This is a genomic window from Streptomyces sp. NPDC026515, from assembly GCF_055567595.1.
The window spans coordinates 307950-331110 of the sequence record NZ_JBVHQD010000001.1 but is presented as its reverse complement, the minus strand read 5'-3'; the positions used below and the strand labels follow the sequence as shown (position 1 = coordinate 331110).

Here is a 23161-nt window from a genome sequence, read left to right as displayed (position 1 = left end):
GGGTGACATCCCTTCCTGAGGTGTGTCGGGTCAGTGGCCGGGGGTCCGCATGACGGCGAAGGTGACGGAGGCCGACGGCGACTCCTCGCCCGCGGCATTGGCCGCGAACACCTCGACGGTGTGCGTGCCGCCCGCCCAGTTCCAGTCGGCGTCCCAGAGCCAGCGGCCGTCATGACCGACCGGGCAGAAGCCCAGCGGTGCCCCGTTCTCCCGGAAGCCGACCCGGACGGCGGCGTTGGAGGCGCCGGTGAAGCGGACCTGGGTACCGAGGATCTCCTGGTGGGGCTCCGGTGTGTGCACGATCGGCGGCGGCAGCGCCATGTAGGTCTGCTGGACGACCGGCTCCAGGGTGTCGTACTGCGGTGCCTCGCCGTGGGCCGCGCCCTGTTCGGACGCGGTGAAGTTCACCTCGGTGCGCCGCGACTGATGGCCCGACGACGCGACGGCGAAGACCCGCAGCGTGTGTTCGCCCGGTCGCCACGGCTCCCGGCGCTGCCAGGTCCAGCCGCCGTCGGAGGCGACGGGTGCCGAGGCCAGGTACCTGCCGTTCTCCCAGATGCTCACGCGGACCGCCCCGGGGGCGCTGCCGACGAGAACGCCGGTCGTCGGCAGCGGACCGTGCTCGACCGGCACGGTGACGACCGGCGCCGCGAGCCCGTCCTGGACGACCGATGTGGACGCGAGGAAGGACGTGATACCCGACCGGTCCGCGTCGGGCTCCTCGTAGCCGTGGCGGGTGATGCCCAGGCGTGGGCTGATGCCCTCCACGAGGAGGTAGGCGATGCCGAGCAGCGGGGGTGTGTTGCGCTGGGTGACCTTGCCGTGGTCGGTGATGTGCGGGGACTCGCTGAAGACGAAGTTGAAGTTCGGGTATCGCTGGAGCAGCCCCAGATACGGCTCCACCTGGCTGGCGTACTGCTCGTCCTGGGGCGAGGACACCAGGTAGAGGTGCGCGTCCTGGTTGGCGCCGGAGGCCAGGAGGTCGGGCAGGACCGCGTCGAGGAGCCGGACGCCGTCCTCGGGCATCTCCTCGCCGAGCATGTGCCGGCCGGTGTCCGGATACACGTCGCGCACGAAGGTGCCGATCCGCAACTGCGGGACGCTGGCCACGATGTTGCGGAAGCCGTAGCGCAGCCCGAAGTAGAGCGCGGCGCTGCCGCCCTTCGAGCTGCCCCACAGGGTCACGTCGTCCGGGGTGAGGCCGAGGGCCTTCATCACGTTCGAGATCAGCCCGATCACGGACTGCGCGACGCCGAAGTCCATGTCCTTGCAGAGGTAGTAGGTGTTCCCGGCGTCGAACCTGTCGCGGATCCAGAGGATGTTGGAGCGGAGGTTGTCGAGGATGCCGGTGGCCCAGCCGTAGTCGTCCGGGGCGTAGATGTTGGCGAAGACGACCGTCAGGTGCCGGTTGCCGCCCCGCGCGTGGGCGAACCGGTACTCCACGGGGTAGCCGCCCGAGGCGTCGATCCCCCGGATCACCTGGCGGCCCTTCACGGGTGCTTCAGACATGGTGCGTTTTCCGTCTCGTCGTGTGGTGTCCGGTCGGCGGGTCGGCCATCATGTCGTGGTGCATCCCGCTTCCTCCTCGTCCGTGCCCGGCCGCCCGGACCGCCGACGGCGCCGGCTCGCCCTCGCGGCGGCCGCCCTGCTGGGGCTGGCCACCGCGGTGACGGTGCTCCAGACCTACCGGCCCGACCACTCCTACGCCTCGTCCCGGGCGCTGACCGTGGCGACCTGGAACATGTGCGGCGTCCAGCAGTGGGGCTGTGCGGCCACCGGCGGCTGGACGCTGAAGAGGCGCGAGCTGGACGAGCTCGCCACGCGGGCCGGAGCACGGGTGATCTTCCTGCAGGAGACCTGCGCCACCGAACTGGAGTCGGTACGCGAAGGACTCGGCCGGTCCTGGCACACCGCGTTCCACGCCTACGCGCGGCGTGACACGTCGGGGCGGACGGCACCGGTCCGGTGTGGCACGCCCGGGGCGGGCACCGCCGGCTTCGCGATCCTCTCCGCCTACCGGCTGTCCGCCGTCGCCTCGGTGTCCTCGCAGCAGCCGACCGTCGGGGTGCAGCGGGGCATCCTGTGCGCCACCGTCGCCGCGCACGACCTGCGGGTGTGCACCGCCCATCTGAGCCCGCGGCACAGCGACGCGGCACACCCCGGCTGGGAGTTCCGCGACAACCAGCTGAAGACGCTGGCCGCGGCGGCGGCGGCGCGGCGCACGGTGTACGGCGGTGATCTCAACGTGAATCCGCCGGGCGCGGCCAACCCCTACTCGTGGGTGTGGCCGTCCGGTCCGTATTCCAGTCACCGGGAGTGCGACCAGTCCTCCGCGTCCTCCCGGGCGGGCCGGAGCACGCATGTCTCCGGCCACAAGTTCGACTATCTGTTCACCGGGTTGTCCACGGTCCGCTGCACGGTGCGCGACACCGGCGCGTCGGACCACTACGCGCTGCTGCTGCGCGTGCGCACGGACTGAGCGCAGGCCTGTGCGGCCCACGGCGGCGCCGGGGCCCCCAGGTGTGTTCACCGGCGCGGTCCTGGGGCGGTGCGGCCGTTCGCCGTCATACGCCCATGCCTTCGGCGACCCTGCTCCGGGCGGCGCGGTCGTCGGCCGGCCCGGGCTGGGCCGGCAGTGCGTTCACGGGCCGGCCGGTGCCGGCCGCCGGCCGCGCCGGCTGCCGCTGCGGGGCGAACCAGCTCTGGGCGTGCCACCGGACCGGGGTCATGGCACGTCCCTGGTGCCGCGTGTCCATGGAGCCCACGGCCGGCGCCCGCCCTTCCTCGGCCGTCAGGTCGCCGCCCGCGATCAGCATCCGGTCCGCGAGCCGTGCGGAGGCGAAGCCGTCGTCGAGGTCGCAGAACTCACGCTGGAACCAGCGGTAGCGCTCCGCGTAGGCGTCCTGGATGCGGTCGATGTCACGGATGGCCGTCACCAGGTCCGCGGAGGAGTACACCAGGGGGCCGGGCGCACTGCGCTCGAAGTCGAAGTAGAAGCCGCGCAGGGTGTCCCGGTAGTGGTCGAGGTCGTAGGTGAAGAACAGGATGGGACGTCCGGTGTTGACGTAGTCGAACATCAGAGACGAGTAGTCCGTGATCATCACGTCGGTGATCAGGGACAGATCGGCCATGTCCGGATAGTCGGAGACGTCGAGGACAAACCCGTCGCCGGCCCCGGGCACCGGGTCCACCACGTTGGGGTGGCGGCGCACCAGCAGGACGTGGTCGGCAGCCAGCCGGGCGCGGGCGTCCTCCAGGTCGATACGGAAGTCCAGCTTGTACTTGCCGGGCGCGTAGAACTGGTCGTCTCGCCAGGTGGGTGCGTACATCACGACCCGTTTGCCGTCGGGCACTCCGACGCGCCGCCGGATCTCCTGCTCCTGCCCCTCGGTACCCGGTCTTCGCAGGATGTCGTTGCGCGGGTACCCGCACTCCACCATCTCTCCCGGGAACCCGAAGGCGCGCTGGAGGATCGGCGTGGAGAAGCTGTTGGGCGAGACCAGCATGTCCCAGTTCTGCACCTCCTTCTCGACCCGCTCCAGGTAGCGCTGGTCCGCGAAGTGGATGGCCTCGATGTCGTGGCCGATCTTCTTCAGCGGGGTGCCGTGCCAGGTCTGCACGACGATCTGTCCGTCACGCTTCTGGAACCAGTCGGGCAGGTGGTTGTTGGCCACGACGTACCGGCTGGTGGCCAGGGCCTCGTACCACTCCGGAGACCACATGCGCACCGGCCTGGCCGTCGGCGGGACCTGGACCTGGTCGTCGCGTACGACCCAGAGGTGCTCGACGTCGACACCGCGGCGCACCAGTTCCTCGTGCAGGGCACGGGGACTGTCCGAGTACTGGGTGCCCTTGAAGGCGTCGAAGAGGACCGCGGGCCGTACCTTGTTCCGGCGGGCGGCCGGGTAGGCCTTGGTGCGCAGCAACTTCTGACGGTAGGGACCACGGGCGTGGTCCGGCATCGCGGAGTGCACGAGGACGGAGAGCCGGTCGTAGGCCTCGGCCTGGAGTTCGTAGCGGCGCTCGTCCGCCTCGTAGTCCTGTGGGAGGGCGGCGATGAGATCCTGCTCGATCTTCACCATGAGGTCTTCGAGGCGGTCCTCGCGGGCCACCGAGGACAGGTCCTGGCGGCGCAGGAAGAAGTCCCAGCGTCCGGCGGCGAGGGGGATGTCGCCGGCCAGCGTCCGCATGGCGGCGGGCGTCAGCAGGGCGCGGAACCTGTTGCCGTCCCACTCCAGCGGGACGGTGCGTTCGGCACCGTGCGCACGCGAGCGGACCACGAGGTGCGCCGCCCGGTACTCCTCGGCCGACATCCGGTCCGCGGCCAGGTAGCGGCCGGCGACCTCCAGCGAGCCGTCCTCGTGCCAGCCGAAGTCGGTGGCCGTGGGCAGGGTCGCGCGTTCGAAGAGTACGAGGTAGCCGGAGCCGTTGCGGTGGACGACGATCTCCCGGTCGCCCTCGCGGGTCTGCAGCGCGGCGGGCACGCGGTAGTGCCCGTCCGCGGTCTCCTCGGAGACCACCGGATAGATGGTCATCTTGCGGCCCTCGACGTGGAAGGTGGTCTTCCAGCCGTTGCTGCCCATGTTCCAGGACTCGGGTATGCCCGCGCCGGATTGTGCCTCGGCCCGGAATCCCGGTACCAGGACGCGCAGCGGAATCCGGGCGGTGAACGTGCACCAGCCCTCGCCGCCGGGCCTGAAGTGAACCCACGCGTCGTGCCGGGCGGCCCCGCTCATGCTGGTGACCCGGAGCTTGCCCCACTCGGGCACCTTGGGCCCGAGGTACACGCCGGTCAGCTCCAGCTGGTCGCCGCTCACGCGGTGGCCGGTGATCCGGCAGCGCACGACCTCCACGCGTAGCTTGAGCTTGCCCTGCAGGAACAGGGGAAGTACGCGGGTGTTCTTGTCCACGTAGCGGTACGGCGGGTTGGCCGCGGTCCCGGCGCCGCCCCGGTCGATGCCCCGGTAGCGGAACAGACCGCGGCTGAGCACTCCGGCGGCGACGTCCCAGGTGCCTTCGACCCACTGCCCCTTGTGCTTGAGACGGGTGGTGTCGATCTGGGCCTCGAAGCCGGCCCAGTCGTAGCAGTAACGATTCTGGTTGGAGTGCTCGGTGGCCTGCGGCGCGTAGGTCGACTTGGCGGTGGTGATCACCAGGCGCCCCTGCTTCTTGTTGCGCAGGGCGATCGCCTTCACCGACATGTGCTTCTTGTGCACATTGAGGAAACGGACATATGCCGTGCCACTGAGGCTGAGCAGATGGCTGTCGGCGCTCCAGCGTGCGTCGCCGAGCGCCCCGTGCAGCGAGAACTCCTTGTCGAGGCGGTAGGCCTTCTTGTCCAGACCGACCCCGCGGTCGCCGAGGTAGGGGTACTTCAGGTAGCGGCGGAACCGCCGCTGGACGGGCATGGGGCCGCCGCGCCGTTCGAACTGGACGACTTCGAGCAGTTCCGGCAGCCGCCGTTCACGCACCAGGAGCCACTTGACCCGGGCGTCCGCCGGCAGTTCGTCGATGATCGTGGGATCGGCCTCGTCGAGGAACTGGTTGGCCCACTCCACGAACGCCTGCTGGTACTCCTCGTCCGCGTCGGGGAGCACCTTCAGATGCAGCATCAGGTCGGACTTGAGGCAGGCGAGGTCGTACTTGCGCTTGCTCTCCTCGTACGCCCGGGAGCGCCGTCCGGCGAGGAAGCGGCTCACCGACTGGACGGCGGAGACCCGGTCGCGCAGGTTGGACAGCTCGGTGTGGCGCTGGGTGATCGAGGGAGCGGCACCGCCCTCGCGGCGCCGCCAGAAGTAGACGACGTCGGTGACGACGTCCACCTTGGCGGCCCGGAAGTGGGCGTACATGTTGACCCAGGAGTCCTCGTAGAGGACGCCTTCGGGGAACTCGATGAAGTGGTAGTCCCAGAACGACCGGCGGAACAGCTTGTTCCACACGGTCCGGTCGTAGATGAGCGCGTCGAACTTCGTGATGTGGGTGCCGCGGCGGTCCTTCTGCATCGGAGTCTTGTGCAGCGGCGACTGCCACTTCTTGGTGGAGTTCATCATCTGCACGTTGCCGGAGACGAAGTCCGAACCGGACTCCTCCAGGGTGCGCACCAGCAATTCGTAGGCGTACTCGGGAATGACGTCGTCGCCGTCGACGAAGGCGATGAACTCCGCACGCGGATGGATGGCCCGCAGGCCGGTGTTCCGGGCGTGTCCGGGCCCCTGCGACTCCTGCCGGATCAGCCGGAAGCGCGGGTCGGCGGCGCAGAACTCCGCGGCGATGCGCGTCGAGCGGTCGGTGGATCCGTCATCGACGAGGATCACCTCGAAATCGCGGAACGACTGCCACGCGATCGATTCGAGACACTCGGCGAGGTAGGCCTCAACATCCTGAAAAGGGACAACAATACTCAGACGCGGACGATCCGCCACCCTTACTCCTACCGAGACAATTCACCCAATGAGCCCGTCGAGAAGGCCTCATTGGGCGACACCCCCCTGACCCGGCAGACCCACAGCCCCCTTGCTGCGTCGACAACTGCCGCCCCTGCGGCCTCAGGCATGAGCCCCCTCCACCGGAGGTCACAGGTTCCACACATTCTTAACTGACATTAACCCATGGTCAAGCGTCCTTAATGTGGTGTTCATCGCCGACTCAGCAGCCGTCCAACCCCGGTTAATGCCAGGTCATGAGGACGCCTATAGTTCTCCTCTGCATCGCTCGTACCAGTTGGGCCGGCCTCCCCCACCCGGGCCCCGCAACTCCGCGGCAGCGGAGCTCGTGAGGAGAGGAACCGCATCCGATGACGCACGGCGCCACGACCGAAAACCGACGTGCCCGCACAACCGCCGAGGGCGGACAGGACGGCCCGGCCCCCCGCAAGAGGCGCCGCGGCCGCATCGTGCTGGCGTCGCTCCTGGTCCTGCTGCTGGCCGTGGGCGGCACCGCCTACTGGCTCTACAGCGGCATAGACGGCAACATCAAGGGCGTCGACATCAACAAGGCGATCGGCGACGACCGTCCGGAGAAGCTGCCCACTTCAGGACAGAACGTCCTGATCCTGGGCTCCGATTCACGCGCGGGCGCCAACGCGGATCTGCACACGGGTCATGTCTCCGGCGCCCGTTCGGACACCGCCCTGGTGCTGCACATACCACAGGGACGTAAGAAGGCCGTAGCGGTCAGCATCCCCCGCGACACCCTGGTGACCCGCCCCAAGTGCACCAAAGCGGACGGATCCACCGCCGCCTCGGCGAAGCGCGTGATGTTCAACTCCATCTACTCCCAGGTCGGTCCCGCCTGTGTCGTGAAGACCGTGGAGCAGATCTCGGGGGTCCGCATGGACCACTACGTCGAGGTCGACTTCGCCGGCTTCAAGGGTCTCGTGGACGCGATCGGCGGCGTCACCGTCACCGTCGACCAGGACATCCACGACTCCTCCAGCGGCCTCGACCTGGCCAAGGGCACCCACAAGCTGAACGGCACCCAGTCCCTCGAGTTCGTCCGCACCCGGCACGGCATAGGTGACGGCAGCGATCTCGGCCGCATAGGCCTGCAGCAGCAGTTCATGATCGCCCTGCTCGCGGAGATCCAGAAGCAGGACCTGCTGGGCAGCCCGGTGAAGGCGTACAAGATCGCCGACAAGCTCACCGCCGCGCTCACCACGGACTCCGAGCTCGCCTCACTCACCAAGCTCGCCGAGTTCGGCCGCAGCCTGAACGGCGTCAACCCCTCCACCATGGAGACGATCATGCTTCCGGTGGCGTACGACAAGGTCGACCCGAACCGGGTCGTGGCCGCCCAGCCTCAGGCGAACACGCTCTGGAAGGCGATCCGCACCGGCTCGGACATCCCCGAGTCCGCCAAGAAGTCGCCGGCGACGGGCGGCTGAGCACAGCCCGGAGCTGCCGCGGGACCTGGCCGAAGCCTCGTCACAGGTCCTGCCACGGCCCCATGCTCAGTCCCGCGCCGGCCTCCTGCCGGGCCACCCGAGGTGTGCCGTCCGGGCCGACCAGTGCCACGACCACCCGGCCGCGGCCGTCCCGGGCCAGCGCCGGCGAGCCCTCGCAGGGCTCGGTCAGGGCGTACCACCACATGCCGCTGCCCTCGTCCTCGTCACCGCCCACCCCGAGGACCGCGTGTCCGTCCTGGTCCCGGTAGGCGAGGACCAGGCAGTCGTAACCGTCGAGCGAGGCGCGCAGCGTCGCGTACGGCCGCGCTGTCGCCGAACCCCCCAGGGAGGCCGGCCAGCCCCCCGCCCGCCAGGACATGGCGGCGCCGGTTTCGGTGTCGGACCAGAAGAACGTGGCCTGGTCCCGGCCGGTCTCCAGCGCGGCGACGGTACCCGGCGAGGAGTGCAGCGCGAAGCCGCGCGGGCCCACGAAGTCACCGCCCGGCTCGTGCTGCCGCCAGACGAACACACCGCTCTCGGCGTCGACGCACACCTCTATCCGCCCGCTCGCCAGGGCCACCGCGACGGGCCACGGGCTGATGCCGCCGCCCTTCAGCCTCTCCCAGGCCCCCCATTTGCCGCTCGGTGTCTCCCGGCGCAGCACCAGGTCGCCGTGTGCGCTCCGGGCGAAGACGTGCACCCTGCCGTCCGAGGCGACCGCGCCCGACGGCGGCCCCAGCAGCAGCCCCTGCTCCCGGTCCGGATGCGGACTGCCCAGCGAACGCCAGTCGGTGAAGGCCAGCCCCGTCTGGTACTGCGTGGCATGCACGATGTCCACCCTGCGCGTCCCGTCCGCGCCGGTGCGCTCCCTGCGGCCGAGGAAGTGGACGTAGGTGTCCGCGCCCTGGACCACGGCCAGGTGGGTCAGCCCGGCGACGGGAACGAAGCGGGGCCCGCTCCAGTCCGGTCCGCCCATCGTGTCCTCGGTCCAGCACAGCAGTCCGCCCTCGGTCGGCACGTACAGGCTGAGCCGGCCGTCCCTGCCGAGGGTGAGCCAGTCCCCGCGGGCGGGGCCGGGCCCGGCCGGACCACGCGAGCCGGAACCGGCGTCGCGGACGGCACCCGCGCGATCTGAGGACTTCTTCCGCATGGCCCGCTGCACTCCCTTGAAGCCGCCGCGTCATGCGTACGGATTGGCTGAAACGGCGCTCATCATATGTCGCCCGTCCATATGTTCTCCTCGCCGTCCGCGCAGTCACCGTCCAGGGCCGACGGCATGTCCCTCCATCCGCCCGGCCCGCTCAGCCGACCTCGCGCCAGGCCTCCAGCGCCAGCCCCGGTTCGTCCTTGCGGCGGGTGAGCAGGATCCGTCCGGTGGACGGCGACCTGGTCGCCGCGGTGACCCGGTCGTCCTCGTCCGTGGTCAGGGCGATCGTCGCGTCGGCCGGGAGCTGCGGTCCCGACTCGGTCCACCAGGCCCCGGCCCGCTCGTCCTGCGTGGGGTACGCGGCGAACGCCACCCGGCCGCTCGCCGAGCGCTGGGCGAGCAGCGTGCAGTCGTGCCCGTCGAGTTCGCAGCGGACCGCGGCGACCGGTCCGGGGCCGGCGGAGGGCAGCAGCGTGTACGGCTTGCCGCCGGGACGCCAGGCGCACAGGTCACCGGCCTCGTCGCTGTAGAAGAGAGTCGTGCTCTCGGCGGAGGTGGCGAGGGCGGCGAGGGTGCCCGGACGGACCGGGGCCTCCAGCGCCTCCAGCAGCACCGGCGGCTTCCCCGCCGTCTCCTGGCGCCAGTACAGGATCCCGCCCGGTGTCGCCGCGTACACCTCCACCCGCCCCGACTCACCGGTCACCGCGGCGAGCCCGTCCTCGACCAGCCGGCCCTTCAGGTCACGCCACGGCTCCCAGCCGCCCTTCTCCTTCTGGGCGACCATGCTCACCCCGCGGCCCCGGTTGCGGACGAAGACATGGGCCCGGCCCCGCGCGTCCACCGCGACGGCCGGGGCACCGGTGACGTCGCCCTTCCTGTTGGGGTGGCCTGTCGACTGCCAGTCCAGGGCGGCCAGATGCGGACGGTAGTGGGTGGAGTGGACCAGCCCCGACTCGCCCTTCACCGTGGGCCGCCAGGCGACCAGGTGGGCATATCCGTCGGCGCCCTGACCCACCGTGAAGCCCGGGTGCAGACGCTGTTCGCCGCCCATCTTCCGGGGGATGCCCCAGGGACCGCCGGGACCACGCTCCGCCCGGCACAGCACCGAGTCGCCGGACGGCAGATAGACACTGAGCCGGCCGTCCCGGCCCCGCACGAGCCAATCGCCGTTCACCGCTTCACTCTAAGCGGGTCGTCGTCCGGGGCAGTGCCCCGGCCCCGGGCGTGCGACGCTGGGGGTATGGATGACGAAGCTTCCCTGCTGGTGATCGTCGACGGCGCGAACGTCGTCGGGTCACGGCCGGACGGCTGGTGGCGGGACCGCAAGGGGGCCGCCGAGCGACTGCGCGACCGGCTGGCCGAGCGGGGCCTGCCCGGCCGCCCGACCCCGGTGGAACTGGTGCTCGTCGTCGAGGGCGCGGCCCGCGGAGTGACGTCGGTACCCGGGGTCCGGGTGGAACCGGCGTCCGGCAGCGGCGACGACCGCATCGTCGAGCTGACCGCCGAGGACCCCGGCCGCCCCCGCCTCGTGGTCACCGCCGACCGCGAACTGCGCAGCCGGGTGGCCGCGTTGGGTGCCGAGGTGATCGGCCCCAGCGCCCTGCTGCACTGAACCGGCCCCGCCGGACCACGAATTCCGACCCGGCCGCGATCGCAGCCGCACCGGACCGGGCCCGGACGAGGTCGGCCATGTCGTGGATCTACTCCTGCGGCAGCCGGGCGTACAGCACCGCTCCGTCCACCTCGTCCACCCGTTCGTAGTCGGCGGTGAGCAGCCGGCGCAGGGTGGGGACGTGGTCGGGGCCGTACGGCTTGCCCCGGGAGTCGTCGACCACCAGGGCCGGTGCCCGGTCGGCCAGCTCGGCGCGGAAGACCGGCCAGGTGCCCTCGACGGCGTACTTCTCGCCCACCTGCGGACCGTCCCGGCCGCCGCTGAAATTGGTGAGCAGGCCGGCGGTGAGGTAGCGGGTGACGGGGGTGCGGTCGGCGAGCCAGTACGTCTCCGGGTGCATGCCCCACACCAGCACCCGGTCGCCCGGCTGGGTGCGCTGGGCGAGGGCGGCCGCGAGCCGCTGGGCGTGCGCGAGCTCGGGGCGGGGAGCCAGGAGCCCCCAGGTCAGGAAGAGGGCGCAGACGCAGGCCGAGGTACGGACGGCGGCCGCGGTCCGCTCTTGCGGCAGGATCTGCAGCGCGGCCGTGGCCAGCAGCGCCAGCGGCGGGGTGAGTTGCAGGAAGTAGTGGCCGAAGAAGTGGAAGCCGACGGTGACGGCGACCGCGGACGCGCCCAGCCACAGCCAGAGGTCGGCGGCGCCGGTCCGGGCCAGGCGCAGGCCGCGCGCGACGGGCGGGAGCAGGCCGGCACAGGCCGCGGCCAGGATCGCGGTGTTGGTCAACGCCCGTACCAGGACATGGAGTTCGGAGCCGGTGAAGGAGGCGTAGGCGCCGGAGCCGGTGACCGTCCAGAAGGCGAAGCCGGCCGGGTCGGTGAGCAGGGCCGCGCCCAGTACGGGCAGGGCGATGCCGGCCGTCAGCCGGAGCAGGTTCGCGCGCGGACCGCCGTGCCGGTTGAGCAGATAGACCACCGGCAGCAGGACCGCGCCGCCGGTCTGCTTGGTCAGCAGGGCGCAGGCGACGGCCGCACCGGCGGCGCCCCAGCGGCGGCGGTCGGCGCACCACATCGCGGCGGCCGTGGCGGGCAGTATGAACACCTCGAACGTGGCCGCCTGGGCGTCCTCGGGGTTGAGCCCGACGGAGACCAGCAGGTACAGCGCTCCGGCGGTACGCCCCGCGCGGTCGCCCCAGCGGCGCCGGGCGATCGAGGCGAGCAGTACCGCGGTGGCCAGCTGGGCGAGCACGGCGAGGATCCGGACCGGAGTGAGCGACCCGGACCCGAAGGCCGCGAACACCCCCTCGTACAGCCAGGGCAGCAGGGGCGGCTTGCGGTCCACGACCGTCTCGTACAACTGCCCGCCGCGCGCCAGCATGCGTGCCTGCACGGCGAGGTAGCCCTCGTCCGGGTTCCACAGCGCCCGGAGGAAGGACGGCGCCCGGGTCACGCAGGCCAGGACGGCGAGCAGGGGCAGCAGCCGCGTCCAGTACCCCTTCCCTGCGACTACGGACCGTGGCGGGGCGAGGGGCGCGAGAAGCATGGGGAGCACGCTATCCGGCCCCGCAGTCCCACCCGGACGGGACATACGGGGCCGGAGCGGCGAGCCTGCCGGTCACGGAGCGTCGGCGGGAGTCCGCTCGCCCTTCGCGAGGCGGCTGTGCGAGCGGCCGTAGAGGAAGTAGACGACGAAGCCGATGACCATCCAGATGGCGAACCGCAGCCAGGTCTCGGCGGGCAGGTTGAGCATCAGCCACAGCGAGGCCAGCACGGAGACGACCGGCAGCACCGGAACCCACGGGGTACGGAAGGACCGCTCCAGGTCGGGCCGGTTGCTGCGCAGGATGATCACGCTGATCGCGACGACGACGAAGGCGAAGAGCGTACCGATGTTGACCAGTTCGGCGAGTTCACTGAGGCTGGTGAAGCCGGCGACGATCGCGATGACGACGCCCAGCAGGATGGTCGGCCGGTACGGGGTGCGGAACCTCGGGTGGGTGTGCGAGAAGAACCGGGGCAGCAGCCCGTCCCGGCTCATCGCGAAGAACACCCGGGACTGGCCGAGCAGCAGGATCATGCACACGGTGGTCAGGCCGACGGCGGCACCGAAGCTGATCAGGCCCGCGAACCAGGGATGCCCGGTGGCCTTGAACGCGTCGGCGAGCGGGGCGTCCACGGACAGTGCGCTGTACTTCTGCATGCCGGTCACCACGATGGCCACGGCGACGTACAGCGCGGTGCAGATGATCAGCGAGCCGATGATGCCGCGCGGCACGTCCCGCTGGGGATTGCGGGTCTCCTCGGCGGCGGTGGCGACGACGTCGAAGCCGATGAAGGCGAAGAAGACGACCGACGCGGCGGTGAAGATACCCATCACACCGAAGTTGGAGGGTGCCCAGCCGAACATCAGCTGGATCAGCGGAGCCTTCAGGTTGCCGCCCGCGGGCACCGGCTGCGCCTTGGGGACGAAGGGCTCGTAGTTGCCGCTGTGGATGAAGAAGGCGCCCGCGATGATGACGACCAGGACGACGGCCACCTTGATGGCGACGACGACCGAGGTGACCCGGGCGGAGAGCTTCATGCCGACGACCAGGATCGCGGTGAGGGCGAGGACCAGGGCGGCGGCGAGGATGTCGAAGCCGAAGCCGTGGGCGCCGTCCCGGCCGCTGAGGTACTCGGGCAGGTGCCAGCCCGCGTTGTCGAGCAGTGAGTGGATGTACCCCGACCAGCCGACGGCGACCACCGCCGTACCCAGCGCCAGCTCCAGCACCAGGTCCCAGCCGATGATCCAGGCCGGGAACTCGCCGAGCGAGGCGTACGAGAAGGTGTACGCCGAGCCGGCCACCGGAACGGTGGAGGCGAACTCGGCGTAGCACAGCGCCGCGAGGCCGCAGACCACGCCGGCGACGACGAAGGAGAGCGCGACGGCGGGGCCGGCGTTGTTCTTGGCCGCCGTGCCGGTCAGGACGAAGATGCCGGTGCCGATGATGACACCCACGCCGAAGACCGTGAGGTCCAGGGCGGACAGCGACTTCTTGAGCGCGTGCTCCGGTTCCTCGGTGTCCTTGATGGACTGTTCGACGTTCTTGGTCCTGAAGAGCGTCCTGGCCACGTGCCTACCTCCCACGTTTGTCGTCCTCGACATGATCGAGAGGGCCGGGGATGCGTATGCCCGGCAAAGGCAGGTTCACGCACGTGGGCCGGTCCCGCCACCGGAGGTGAGCGGAACCGGCCCATCGGAGTGGTTCGTGTTTCGCCGGGGGCTGCGCGCCGTACGTGGCCGGTCGCGCAGTCCCCCGCGCCCCGTCGGGGCGCGTCGAGGTTCAGTCCCTCGCCGGTTCCACCGAACCGACGTCCGCCGTCTGACCGTCGAGCTTGGCCACCAGGCCTGTCACCTGGCGGGCGATGTCCGGCGCCGTCAGGCCGATCTCCGCCATGATCTCGGCCCTCGACGCGTGGTCCAGGAAGCGGGGCGGGATGCCGAAGTCACGGAGCGGCACGTCCACGCCCGCGTCACGCAGGGCCTGGGCGATGGTGGAGCCGACACCGCCGACACGGCTGTTGTCCTCGACGGTGACCACGACGCGATGGCGCTCCGCCAGCGGGGCCATCGCCTCGTCCACCGGTTTCACCCAGCGCGGGTCGACGACGGTGGTGGAGATGCCCTGCTTGTCGAGGAGGCCGGCGATCTCCAGGCACATCGGGGCGAGGGCGCCGACGGAGACGAGCAGCACGTCCGGGGTGTCGGTGCCGGGCTCGCGCAGCACGTCCATGCCGCCGATCCTGCCGACGGCGGCCACGGCGGGGCCGACCGCGCCCTTGGAGAAGCGGACGACCGTCGGGGCGTCGTCGACCTCGACGGCCTCACGGAGCTGGGCACGGACCTGGTCGGCGTCGCGCGGGGCGGCGAGCCGCAGGCCGGGGACGATCTGGAGGATCGACATGTCCCACATGCCGTTGTGGGAGGCGCCGTCGGTGCCGGTGACGCCGGCCCGGTCCAGGACGAAGGTCACCCCGCACTTGTGCAGGGCCACGTCCATGAGCACCTGGTCGAAGGCGCGGTTGAGGAAGGTGGCGTACACGGCGAAGACCGGGTGGAGTCCGGTCGTGGCCAGGCCCGCCGCCGAGGTGGCGCCGTGCTGCTCGGCGATGCCGACGTCGTAGATCCGCTCGGGGAAGGTGTCGGCGAACTTCTTCAGGCCGACCGGCTGGAGCATGGCCGCCGTGATGGCGACGATGTCCTCGCGCTCCCGGCCGAGTTCGACCATCTCGTCGCCGAAGACGGAAGTCCAGTCGGCGCCGGAGGCCTTGACGGGCAGGCCGGTGTCGGGGTGGATGGGGCCGATGCCGTGGAAGCGGTCGGCCTCGTCCTGGAGGGCGGGCTGGTAGCCGCGGCCCTTCTCGGTGAGGCAGTGCACGATCACCGGCCCGCCGAACCGTTTGGCCCGGGCGAGGGCCGACTCCAGGGCCTCCATGTCGTGGCCGTCGATGGGGCCGACGTACTTCAGCCCGAGGTCCTCGAACATGCCCTGCGGGGCGATGAAGTCCTTCAGCCCCTTCTTCGCGCCGTGCAGGGTGTCGAAGAGGGGCTTGCCGACGACCGGGGTCCGCTCCAGCAGGTCCTTGCCCCGGGCCAGGAACCGCTCGTACCCGTCCGTCGTGCGCAGGGTCGCGAGGTGGTTGGCGAGCCCGCCGATGGTCGGCGCGTAGGACCGCTCGTTGTCGTTGACGACGATGACCAGCGGGCGGTCCTTGGCGGCGGCGATGTTGTTGAGCGCCTCCCAGGCCATGCCGCCGGTGAGGGCGCCGTCACCGATCACGGCGACGACGTGGTGGTCGTTGTCGAGCAGCTGGTTGCCCTTGGCGATGCCGTCGGCCCAGCCGAGGACCGTGGAGGCGTGGCTGTTCTCGATGACGTCGTGCTCGGACTCGGCCTGCGAGGGGTAGCCGGACAGGCCGCCCTTCTGCTTCAGCCGGGAGAAGTCCTGCCGTCCGGTGAGCAGCTTGTGCACGTAGGACTGGTGGCCGGTGTCCCACAGCACCTTGTCCTTCGGGGAGTCGAAGACGCGGTGCAGGGCGATGGTGAGCTCGACCACGCCCAGGTTGGGACCGAGGTGTCCACCGGTCTTGGACACCGCTTCCACGAGGAAGCTCCGGATCTCCCCTGCCAGCTGGAGCAGCTCCTCGGGGCTGAGCCGGTCCAGATCGCGCGGTCCCCTGATACGGGTCAGCAGCGGCACCCGTGCCTCCTTGCAGTAGAGCTGATCGAGCTGTTGCCGGGCCAGTCGAGTCTAATGTTCCGCCCGGACGGAACGACTCCGGCCCCAGGGTCATAGGTCACGCGATCGGCTGTACCCATCCACAGCCCTTCCTATGACACGACTGTGCCCGGCACTGGACAGTGCCGGGCACGGTCGGACAGCTCAGGGCGTCATCCGCGCCCCGCCGCCTTCTGGCTCCGGCGGGACACCGAGTCGATGACGACCGCACCGAGCAGAACACCACCGGTGATCATGTACTGGATCGAGGTGTTCATGTTCAGCAGGTCGAGACCGGTCTGGATCGACTGGATGACCAGCATGCCGAGGAGGGCGGACCACACCGAGCCCCGGCCGCCGAACAGCGACGTGCCACCGATGACCGCGGCCGCGATGGCCAGCATCAGGGTGTTGCCGCCACCGGCGTTCAGCGTGGCGCTGGCGGTCTGGCCGGCGAAGAACATACCGCCGATCGCCGCGAAACCACCGGAGATCGCGAACACGGTGATCCGGACCATCGGCACGCTGATACCGGCACGGCGCGCCGCCTCGATGCCGCCGCCGACCGCGAAGACCTTGCGGCCGTAGGTCGTGCGACGCAGCACGAAGTCGACGATCACCAGGGAGGCGAGGAAGATCACCAGCGCGTTGGAGACACCGGACGCGTTGTTGAGCACGGCCGCCGCCACGAAGGACGCGATGGCGAGGAGGAGGACGCGGACCAGGATCTCGCTGGTGGGACGGAACGGCACGCCCGCGGCACGGCGCCGGCGCTGCTCGTTGAACTGGCCCACGGCCGACAGCACGACACCGAGGCCGGCCAGCAGGTAGGCCCCGATGATGGCCTGGTCCATGAAGAAGGAGCTCTGGCCGAGGATGTGCACCGGACCGCTGTCCGACGGGATGTTGATGGTGCCGCTGTCGCCCAGCAGCCACAGCATCAGACCGTTCCAGCCGAGGAAGCCGGCCAGGGTGACCACGAACGCGGGTACACCGATCTTGGCGAAGAACCAGCCGTGCAGCGCGCCGATGCCGACGCCCGTGATGATCGTGAGGACCAGGGCCAGCCAGGGGTTCATCCCGTGGTTGACCGCGAAGACCGCGAACAGAGTGGAGGCCAGGCCGCTGACCGATCCCACGGAGAGGTCGATCTCACCCAGCAGCAGCACGAACACCAGGCCGATGGCGAGCATGCCGGTGGCCGAGAGGAAGTAGCTGATGTTGGAGAGGTTGTCGGCGCTGAGGAACAGGCTGTTCTTCGCCTGGAAGATCGTCCAGATGATGATCAGACCGATGACCACCGGCAGCGAGCCCAGCTCGCCGCCCTTCACCTTGCGCTTGAACTCGGTGAGGTAGCCCTTGAGGCCTTCCTCGCGGACCAGCAGGCGCGGGTCCACGACCGCGACCGGCGCGGCCGTGGGGTCCTCGGCGGGAGGGGCCACCGTCGCGGTGGCCGCGGCAGCCTCGGCGGCCGCGGACTTCTCGATCTGGGGCGACTCGTCGGGCGACTCGTCGCCCTGCACGGTCTTGTTCGACGTCTCGCTCACTTTGCCGCCTCCGGGGTGCGACGCTCCGCACGACGGGTCACGGCGTTGTCCGTGGCGCCCGTGATCGCGGCGATGATCTCTTCATGGCTGGTGCTCTTCACGGGGAAGGAGCCGTTGTTCCTGCCCAGGCGCAGCACGGCGACCGTGTCCGCCACCGCCTTCACGTCAGCCATGTTGTGGCTGATCAGGATGACGGCGAGGTTGCGCTCGCGCAGCCGCTCGACCAGGTCGAGGACCTGCGCGGTCTGCTCGACACCGAGGGCGGCGGTGGGCTCGTCGAGGATGACGACCTTGGGGTCGCCGATCAGGGCGCGGGCGATGGCCACGACCTGGCGCTGACCGCCGGAGAGGCTGGCGATCGGGATGCGCACGCTCGGGATGCGGATGGAGAGCGTGCTCAGCAGTTCGCGAGCCTGCTTCTCCATCGTGACCTCGTCGATGACGCCCCGGTGCAGGAGCTCACGGCCGAGGAAGAGGTTGCCGACCACGTCCAGGTTGTCGCACAGGGCGAGGTCCTGGTAGACCGTCGCGACGCCCAGGCCCTGGGCGTCGTTCGGCTTGTTGATGTGGACCGGCTTGCCCTCCCACTCGATGACGCCCTCATCGATGGGATGTACACCCGCGATCGTCTTGACCAGGGTCGACTTTCCGGCGCCGTTGTCGCCCACCAGGGCGACCACTTCTCCGGCGTGGACCTCCAAGTCGACATCGGTGAGTGCCTGGACTGCACCGAATCGCTTGGAGACTCCGCGCAACGCCAGCACGGGCGTAGCGGACACGTGAACCATCTCCTTCGCCGCCTGACCGGCGGGGATGCCGCGCTTGGTGATCAGGCGCGGAGGGGCGTGCGGTCACCTCGGGTTGTCTTCGGTGTACGCACGCGATTTACAAGATGAACATGCGCGAATCCGCTGCGCTTGGCAACGGGTCCGTCCGACGCCCGCTCCGGCAGCGGGGTATGAGGGCCGGAGCGGGCGTCGGAGGGGTTTCGCGAGACCGCCGGACGGACGGGGCACCTTGCGGAAGGGCAGGGCCCGTCGGGCGGCCGGGGCCCGGGTGTCGTACTGCGAGCACCCGGGCGCTGGCGGCCGGAGCCTGGTGGCTCCGGGGCGCCGGACTACTGCAGGCCGGCGGCCTTGCAGGCCTTGGCGAACTCGGCGGTGCAGATGTCGGCGACCGTGTACAGCTTGTCCGCGATGACGGTGTCCTTGATGTTGGCCTTGGTGACCGACACCGGGGTCAGCAGCTGCGAGGGCACCTTGTCGCCGGAGCCGCTGGTCTGCGTGCTGGTGGCGAGCGAGGCGATGTCCTTGCCCTGGAGCAGGTCCACCGCGATCGTGGCGGCGGCCTCGGCCTCCGGCTTGAACGCCTTGTAGACGGTGGAGGACTGGGTGCCGGCGACGATGCGCTGGATGCCCGCGAGCTCCGCGTCCTGACCGGTCAGCGGGATGCCGCTGATGCCGGCGCCCTTGAGGGTGGTGGCGATACCACCGGCCATGCCGTCGTTGGCGGAGTAGACACCGGCGATGTTCTTGGCGCCGAGCTGCGTGATGGCGGCCTTGACCTTCTGCGCGGCGGTCGTGTCCTTCCACAGGCCGGACTGCTCGTAGGCGATGTCGACCTTGCCGTCCAGCGCCTTGTGGGCGCCTTCCTTGAACTGCGCGGCGTTCGGGTCGGCGTCGTCACCGTTGATCATGACGACCTTGGACTTCTTGGTCGCCTTGGAGCCGAGGGAGTCCAGCAGGGCCTGGCCCTGGAGCTCGCCGACCTTGACGTTGTCGAAGGAGACGAAGGCCGAGACCGGGCCCTGGGCGAGGCGGTCGTACGCGACGACCTTGATGCCCTTGTCGACAGCGGCCTGCACGGAGGACTTGATGGCCGCAGCGTCCTGGGACGAGATCACGATGACCTTGACGCCCTTGGTGATCATGCTGCTGACCTGCTGGGCCTGCTTGGCCGAGTCACCGGCGGCGTTCGCGTACTCGACCTTGCAGTCGGCACACAGCGAGCTGACCTTCGCCTCGAAGTACGGCTTGTCGAACTTCTCGTAGCGCGCGGTCACGCTGTCGGGAAGCAGCAGGCCGATGGTCTTGCTACCACCGGAGGAGCTGCTGCTCGAGTCGCTCTTCTTGTCATCGCCGGCCTTGCCACAGGCGGCGAGCGACAGCGCCATGGAAACCGCGGCGGTGCCGATCACGACTCTACGCATCGTTGCGTTCATTGGGGGTGCCTCCCTGACAGGGCCGCAACGCTGCGGCCGAGGTGGCTGGAAGTCAACTCGGCCGCGAGTGCGGCGTCAAGAAGTAAATACTTAACGAGATGGCAACGGCGCCATTCGTTCTCTAAGTGAAGGCAGGTGCAGCGGCGGGCGAGGTGCCGTCCAAAAGGGTCGAATCGCCCATCTCGCTGAGCGCGAGAGCGAGCGCCCCGAGCACCTCCGCACGGCCGCCGAGCGCGCCGGGAAGCACCGAGAGCTGCCGCGCGGCACTGGGGATCGCGTAGCGCCCCACGGACTCCCTGATCGGCGCCAGGACCAGTTCTCCGGCCTCGGCGAGGTCGCCGCCGAGGACCACCCGGCTCGGGTTCAGCAGGTTGCAGAGGTTGGCCACACCGCTGCCGATGTGCCGGCCGACGTCGGAGATCACCCGACGGCATCCCGCGTCGCCGTCCCGGGCCAGCCGCACGACGCCTTCCAGGGTCAGGTCGGTGCCGTGGCCGGGCTGGAGCAGGGGCAGCACGTAGCGGGCCGCCGCGAAGGTCTCCAGGCAGCCGCGGTTGCCGCAACGGCAGACCGGGCCGGACTCATCGAGTGTAATATGTCCGATTTCGCCTGCCGTGCCGCCCGGGCCCCGGTAGATCTTGCCGTTGATCACCAGGCCGGCGCCGACACCGCTCGCGACCTTGATGTAAGCAAGATCACGCACGCCCTTGCCGCTGCCCCAGACCAGTTCGCCGAGGGCGCCGAGGTTCGCGTCGTTGTCCACGTGCACGGGCACGCCGAGCCGGAGCCTGAGCTCCTCGGCCGGTCTCGCGCCGATCCAGCCGGGCAGGATGGCGCTGGAGCCGAGGGTGCCGGACTCCACGTCGATCGGACCGGGGACGCCGACACCCACGCCGGCGATCTTCGAACGGTCCACGGCGGTCGCCGCGATCAGGCGGTTGACCAGCTCTTCCGCCCTGTCGAAGCCCTGGCTGGACGACGCGTCCACGTCGAGCGGCTCGGCCTCCTCGGCCAGCACCTGGTGGGCGAGGTTCCCGATCGCGACGCGCAGGTGGGTATGACCGAAGTCCACCCCGATGACGATGCCGGCGTCACCGCTCAGACTCACGCTGCGGGCCCTGCGGCCACCCGCCGACGTGGGCGTGACCTCGACGGTTCCGCCGTCCTTGAGCTCGCGCACGATGTTGGAGACCGTCGCCGCCGACAGGCCGGTCGTGCGCGCGATCTCCGCCTGCGTGAGCGATCCGGCCAGGCGTACGGCCCGTACGACACGTTCCAGGTTGGCTCGGTGCAGCGACGACTGCGACCCCGGAGTCTCCATCGACCCATCCACTCCCGCCATCGGAGGCGGCCACGGCGCCGCCAACGTGACCCGCGTCACATCGCTGGAACCGGGTCACTTACAAGTTATGAACTCCAAGCTCTGCTGAACGGGTTACCGACGTCAAGTCCTTGACAGAAATCGTTGGCGGTTCGGGGGATGCCTGAGGGACATGCGTTCGACACGTCCAGGCCACTGGCCGGCGGGGCCGGACGGGGTCCGTGAGCGGGTGAGGGACGCGTCGTGGCAGGTCGCGCCCGCGCGGCGGAGCCGCGGAGGGGAACAGTCTCGCGCTCCTTTCGGAGCGCAAACGTTCGGTTACTTGAGAGCGCCCGCCGTCAGGCCGGCCACCACCTGGCGCTGGAAGATGATGTACGCCGCCAGGACCGGGAGCATCGCCATCACCAGACCGGCGAACAGACCCGACCAGTCGCCCTTGTAGCCCTGGCTGACCGCCAGCTGGACCAGGCCCTGGGTGAGGACGTGCTTGTCCGGGTCCGTGTTGAGGACCGTGGGGAGCATGTACTGGTTCCACTGCCCGAGGAAGTTGAAGATCCCCACGCTGATCAGACCGGGCTTCGCCATCGGCAGCATGATCTGGAAGAACGTCCGGGTGTGCGAGGCGCCGTCGACGAAGGCGGCCTCGGCCACCGAGGTGGGCAGGGTGCGGAAGAACGCCGTGAGGAAGAAGACCGTGAACGGCAGCGAGTACGCGATGTAGACCAGGATCAGGCCGTGGATCGTGTTCAGCAGGCCCATGTTGTTGACGACGTAGAACAGCGGGACCAGCGCGAGCATGATCGGGAAGCTCATGCCGCCGATGAACAGGAAGTAGATGAAGCGGTTGCCCGGGAAGTCGAAGCGGGCCAGGACGTAGGCCGCCATCGAGCCGAGCACCAGCGTGCCGATCAGCGAACCGCCCACCACCAGGACGGTGTTCAGGAAGTAGTCGCTCATGTTGGCCTGGGTCCATGCCCGCGACCAGTTGTCGAAGTGCAGCGCGTCCGGCAGCGCCCAGGGCGAGCTGAAGATCGACCTGTCGTCCTTGAAGGAGGTCATCACCGCCCACACCAGGGGCATGACCACCATGATCGCCCAGAGGATCAGTACACCGTGGGAGAAGACGTTCAGGATCCCGCCCTCGCGCCGGCGCCGGGACGGCTTCGGCGCGGGGCCCTCGGTCCGGGCCACGGGCACGTCCGGGCCGCTCGGCATCGGGGCGTCGGTCTCGGTCGTCGTCATCGCTTCAGTACTCCAGCCGCTCGCGACGGCCCAGCCGCATCACGATCGCCGCGAAGGCGAGCGTGACGACCAGCAGGGCGACGCCGATGGTGGTGGCGTAGGCGGCCTGACCGTCCCGGAACGCCTTCTGGTACACGTACAGGACCATCACGGTCGTCGAATAGTCGGGCCCGCCCGGTCCTGTCGTCATGATCTGTACGACTGCGAACGACTCGGCGCCGAGCGCGAGGATGCCCATGTAGACCCAGCCGGACTGCACGGTGTCCCACAGCAGCGGCAGGGTGAGGCGGAAGAAGGTGGTCGCGCGGCCGGCGCCGTCGAGCAGGGCCGCCTCGTAGAGATCGGTGGGAATGGACGCCATGCCCGCCGAGAAGAGGACCACGAAGAAACCGACCGTGGACCAGACCAGTACGGCCATCACGCACCACAGCGCCAGGCTCGGGTCACCGAGCCACAGTGGCTGGATATTGTCCAGACCAATTCCGCGGAGCAGTGAGTTGATCGCGCCGCTGTCCGGGTTGTACGCGAAGGCGAACAGCAGCGAGACGATCGCGATCGACAGCACCTGTGGGAAGAAGTAGACGATTTTGTAGAAGGAAGAGCCCCGGACACCGGTGACGACCGGGCCGCCCTTCCTCCTGCTGCCGCCCACATTGATCATGAAGGCGAAGAACAGCGCCAGGCTGATCGTCACCAGCGGCAGCACGACCGCGAACATCAAGCTGTGCTGCAAGGACTTCCAGAAGATGTCGTCGTGGAACATCCTCTTGTAATTGTCCAGGCCGACCATCTTGAATTCGGGGCTCAGGCCCGTCCAGTCCGTGAACGAGTAGTAGATGGACTGGATGAAGGGCCAGACCACGAAGAGCGCGTACAGTCCCAGGGGCAACGCCAGAAACCCCACAATGAACCGGTACTTGCCGTGCTGCATCGCCAC

The 23161-nt window shown here is 69.7% G+C and carries 16 protein-coding genes; 3 read left to right on the top strand and 13 right to left on the bottom strand.

The annotated features are described in order from the left end of the window. Nucleotides 1-30: 30 nt before the first annotated feature. The gene (locus ACZ4O3_RS01385) at nucleotides 31-1509 is read right to left on the bottom strand and encodes a hypothetical protein (RefSeq protein ID WP_467720751.1); all 1479 of its coding nucleotides are present in this window, start codon (nucleotides 1507-1509) and stop codon (nucleotides 31-33) included. 58 nt (nucleotides 1510-1567) lie between these two features. Between ACZ4O3_RS01385 and ACZ4O3_RS01380 the strand changes: the two genes are divergently transcribed. Further along, nucleotides 1568-2479 (top strand): endonuclease/exonuclease/phosphatase family protein, encoded by a 912-nt coding sequence (locus tag ACZ4O3_RS01380; RefSeq protein WP_467720750.1) that lies wholly within the window; start codon nucleotides 1568-1570, stop codon nucleotides 2477-2479. Nucleotides 2480-2564: 85 nt separating this feature from the next. On the opposite strand, the gene ACZ4O3_RS01375 is transcribed toward ACZ4O3_RS01380, so the two are convergent. After that, nucleotides 2565-6422: a bifunctional glycosyltransferase/CDP-glycerol:glycerophosphate glycerophosphotransferase gene (locus ACZ4O3_RS01375; RefSeq protein ID WP_467720749.1), complete on the bottom strand. Its 3858-nt coding sequence runs from the start codon at nucleotides 6420-6422 to the stop codon at nucleotides 2565-2567. A 371-nt stretch (nucleotides 6423-6793) separates the two neighbouring features. On the opposite strand from ACZ4O3_RS01375, the gene ACZ4O3_RS01370 reads away from it, so the two are divergent. After that, a complete protein-coding gene (locus ACZ4O3_RS01370; RefSeq protein ID WP_467720748.1) occupies nucleotides 6794-7882 on the top strand; it encodes an LCP family protein in 1089 nt (362 codons plus the stop codon). A 40-nt stretch (nucleotides 7883-7922) separates the two neighbouring features. On the opposite strand, the gene ACZ4O3_RS01365 is transcribed toward ACZ4O3_RS01370, so the two are convergent. Further along, on the bottom strand, nucleotides 7923-9032 hold the full coding sequence (locus tag ACZ4O3_RS01365) for a DUF8189 domain-containing protein (RefSeq protein WP_467720747.1): 1110 nt from the start codon (nucleotides 9030-9032) through the stop codon (nucleotides 7923-7925). Between the two features lie 151 nt (nucleotides 9033-9183). Next, complete coding sequence (locus ACZ4O3_RS01360) at nucleotides 9184-10203, bottom strand: DUF8189 domain-containing protein (protein ID WP_467720746.1); 1020 nt, start codon at nucleotides 10201-10203, stop codon at nucleotides 9184-9186. Nucleotides 10204-10269: 66 nt separating this feature from the next. Between ACZ4O3_RS01360 and ACZ4O3_RS01355 the strand changes: the two genes are divergently transcribed. Then, nucleotides 10270-10641, top strand: coding sequence for a PIN domain-containing protein (locus ACZ4O3_RS01355; RefSeq protein WP_467720745.1), 372 nt, complete (start codon nucleotides 10270-10272; stop codon nucleotides 10639-10641). An 88-nt stretch (nucleotides 10642-10729) separates the two neighbouring features. Here the strand turns inward: ACZ4O3_RS01355 and ACZ4O3_RS01350 are convergent, their stop codons facing one another. The 9 genes from ACZ4O3_RS01350 to ACZ4O3_RS01310 form a co-directional block, all read right to left on the bottom strand. After that, entirely contained in the window at nucleotides 10730-12178 is a 1449-nt protein-coding gene (locus ACZ4O3_RS01350) for an ArnT family glycosyltransferase (RefSeq protein WP_467720744.1), read from the bottom strand. Nucleotides 12179-12250: 72 nt separating this feature from the next. Continuing rightward, entirely contained in the window at nucleotides 12251-13747 is a 1497-nt protein-coding gene (locus ACZ4O3_RS01345) for an amino acid permease (protein WP_362722936.1), read from the bottom strand. Between the two features lie 211 nt (nucleotides 13748-13958). Then, nucleotides 13959-15875 carry a 1-deoxy-D-xylulose-5-phosphate synthase gene (gene dxs, locus ACZ4O3_RS01340; protein ID WP_384996983.1) on the bottom strand — a complete coding sequence of 639 codons (1917 nt, stop codon included), beginning with the start codon at nucleotides 15873-15875 and terminating at the stop codon, nucleotides 13959-13961. A gap of 191 nt (nucleotides 15876-16066) precedes the next feature. Further along, on the bottom strand, nucleotides 16067-17380 hold the full coding sequence (locus tag ACZ4O3_RS01335; RefSeq protein WP_384997063.1) for a sugar ABC transporter permease: 1314 nt from the start codon (nucleotides 17378-17380) through the stop codon (nucleotides 16067-16069). A gap of 56 nt (nucleotides 17381-17436) precedes the next feature. Continuing rightward, nucleotides 17437-18228: an ATP-binding cassette domain-containing protein gene (locus tag ACZ4O3_RS01330; RefSeq protein WP_362732793.1), complete on the bottom strand. Its 792-nt coding sequence runs from the start codon at nucleotides 18226-18228 to the stop codon at nucleotides 17437-17439. Nucleotides 18229-18557: 329 nt separating this feature from the next. After that, nucleotides 18558-19649 carry a sugar ABC transporter substrate-binding protein gene (locus ACZ4O3_RS01325; protein WP_351938180.1) on the bottom strand — a complete coding sequence of 364 codons (1092 nt, stop codon included), beginning with the start codon at nucleotides 19647-19649 and terminating at the stop codon, nucleotides 18558-18560. Nucleotides 19650-19782: 133 nt separating this feature from the next. Continuing rightward, the gene (locus tag ACZ4O3_RS01320; RefSeq protein ID WP_362729014.1) at nucleotides 19783-20982 is read right to left on the bottom strand and encodes an ROK family transcriptional regulator; all 1200 of its coding nucleotides are present in this window, start codon (nucleotides 20980-20982) and stop codon (nucleotides 19783-19785) included. 318 nt (nucleotides 20983-21300) lie between these two features. Next, nucleotides 21301-22224: a carbohydrate ABC transporter permease gene (locus tag ACZ4O3_RS01315; RefSeq protein ID WP_467720743.1), complete on the bottom strand. Its 924-nt coding sequence runs from the start codon at nucleotides 22222-22224 to the stop codon at nucleotides 21301-21303. A gap of 4 nt (nucleotides 22225-22228) precedes the next feature. Further along, nucleotides 22229-23155 (bottom strand): carbohydrate ABC transporter permease, encoded by a 927-nt coding sequence (locus tag ACZ4O3_RS01310; RefSeq protein ID WP_467720742.1) that lies wholly within the window; start codon nucleotides 23153-23155, stop codon nucleotides 22229-22231. Nucleotides 23156-23161 lie beyond the last annotated feature (6 nt).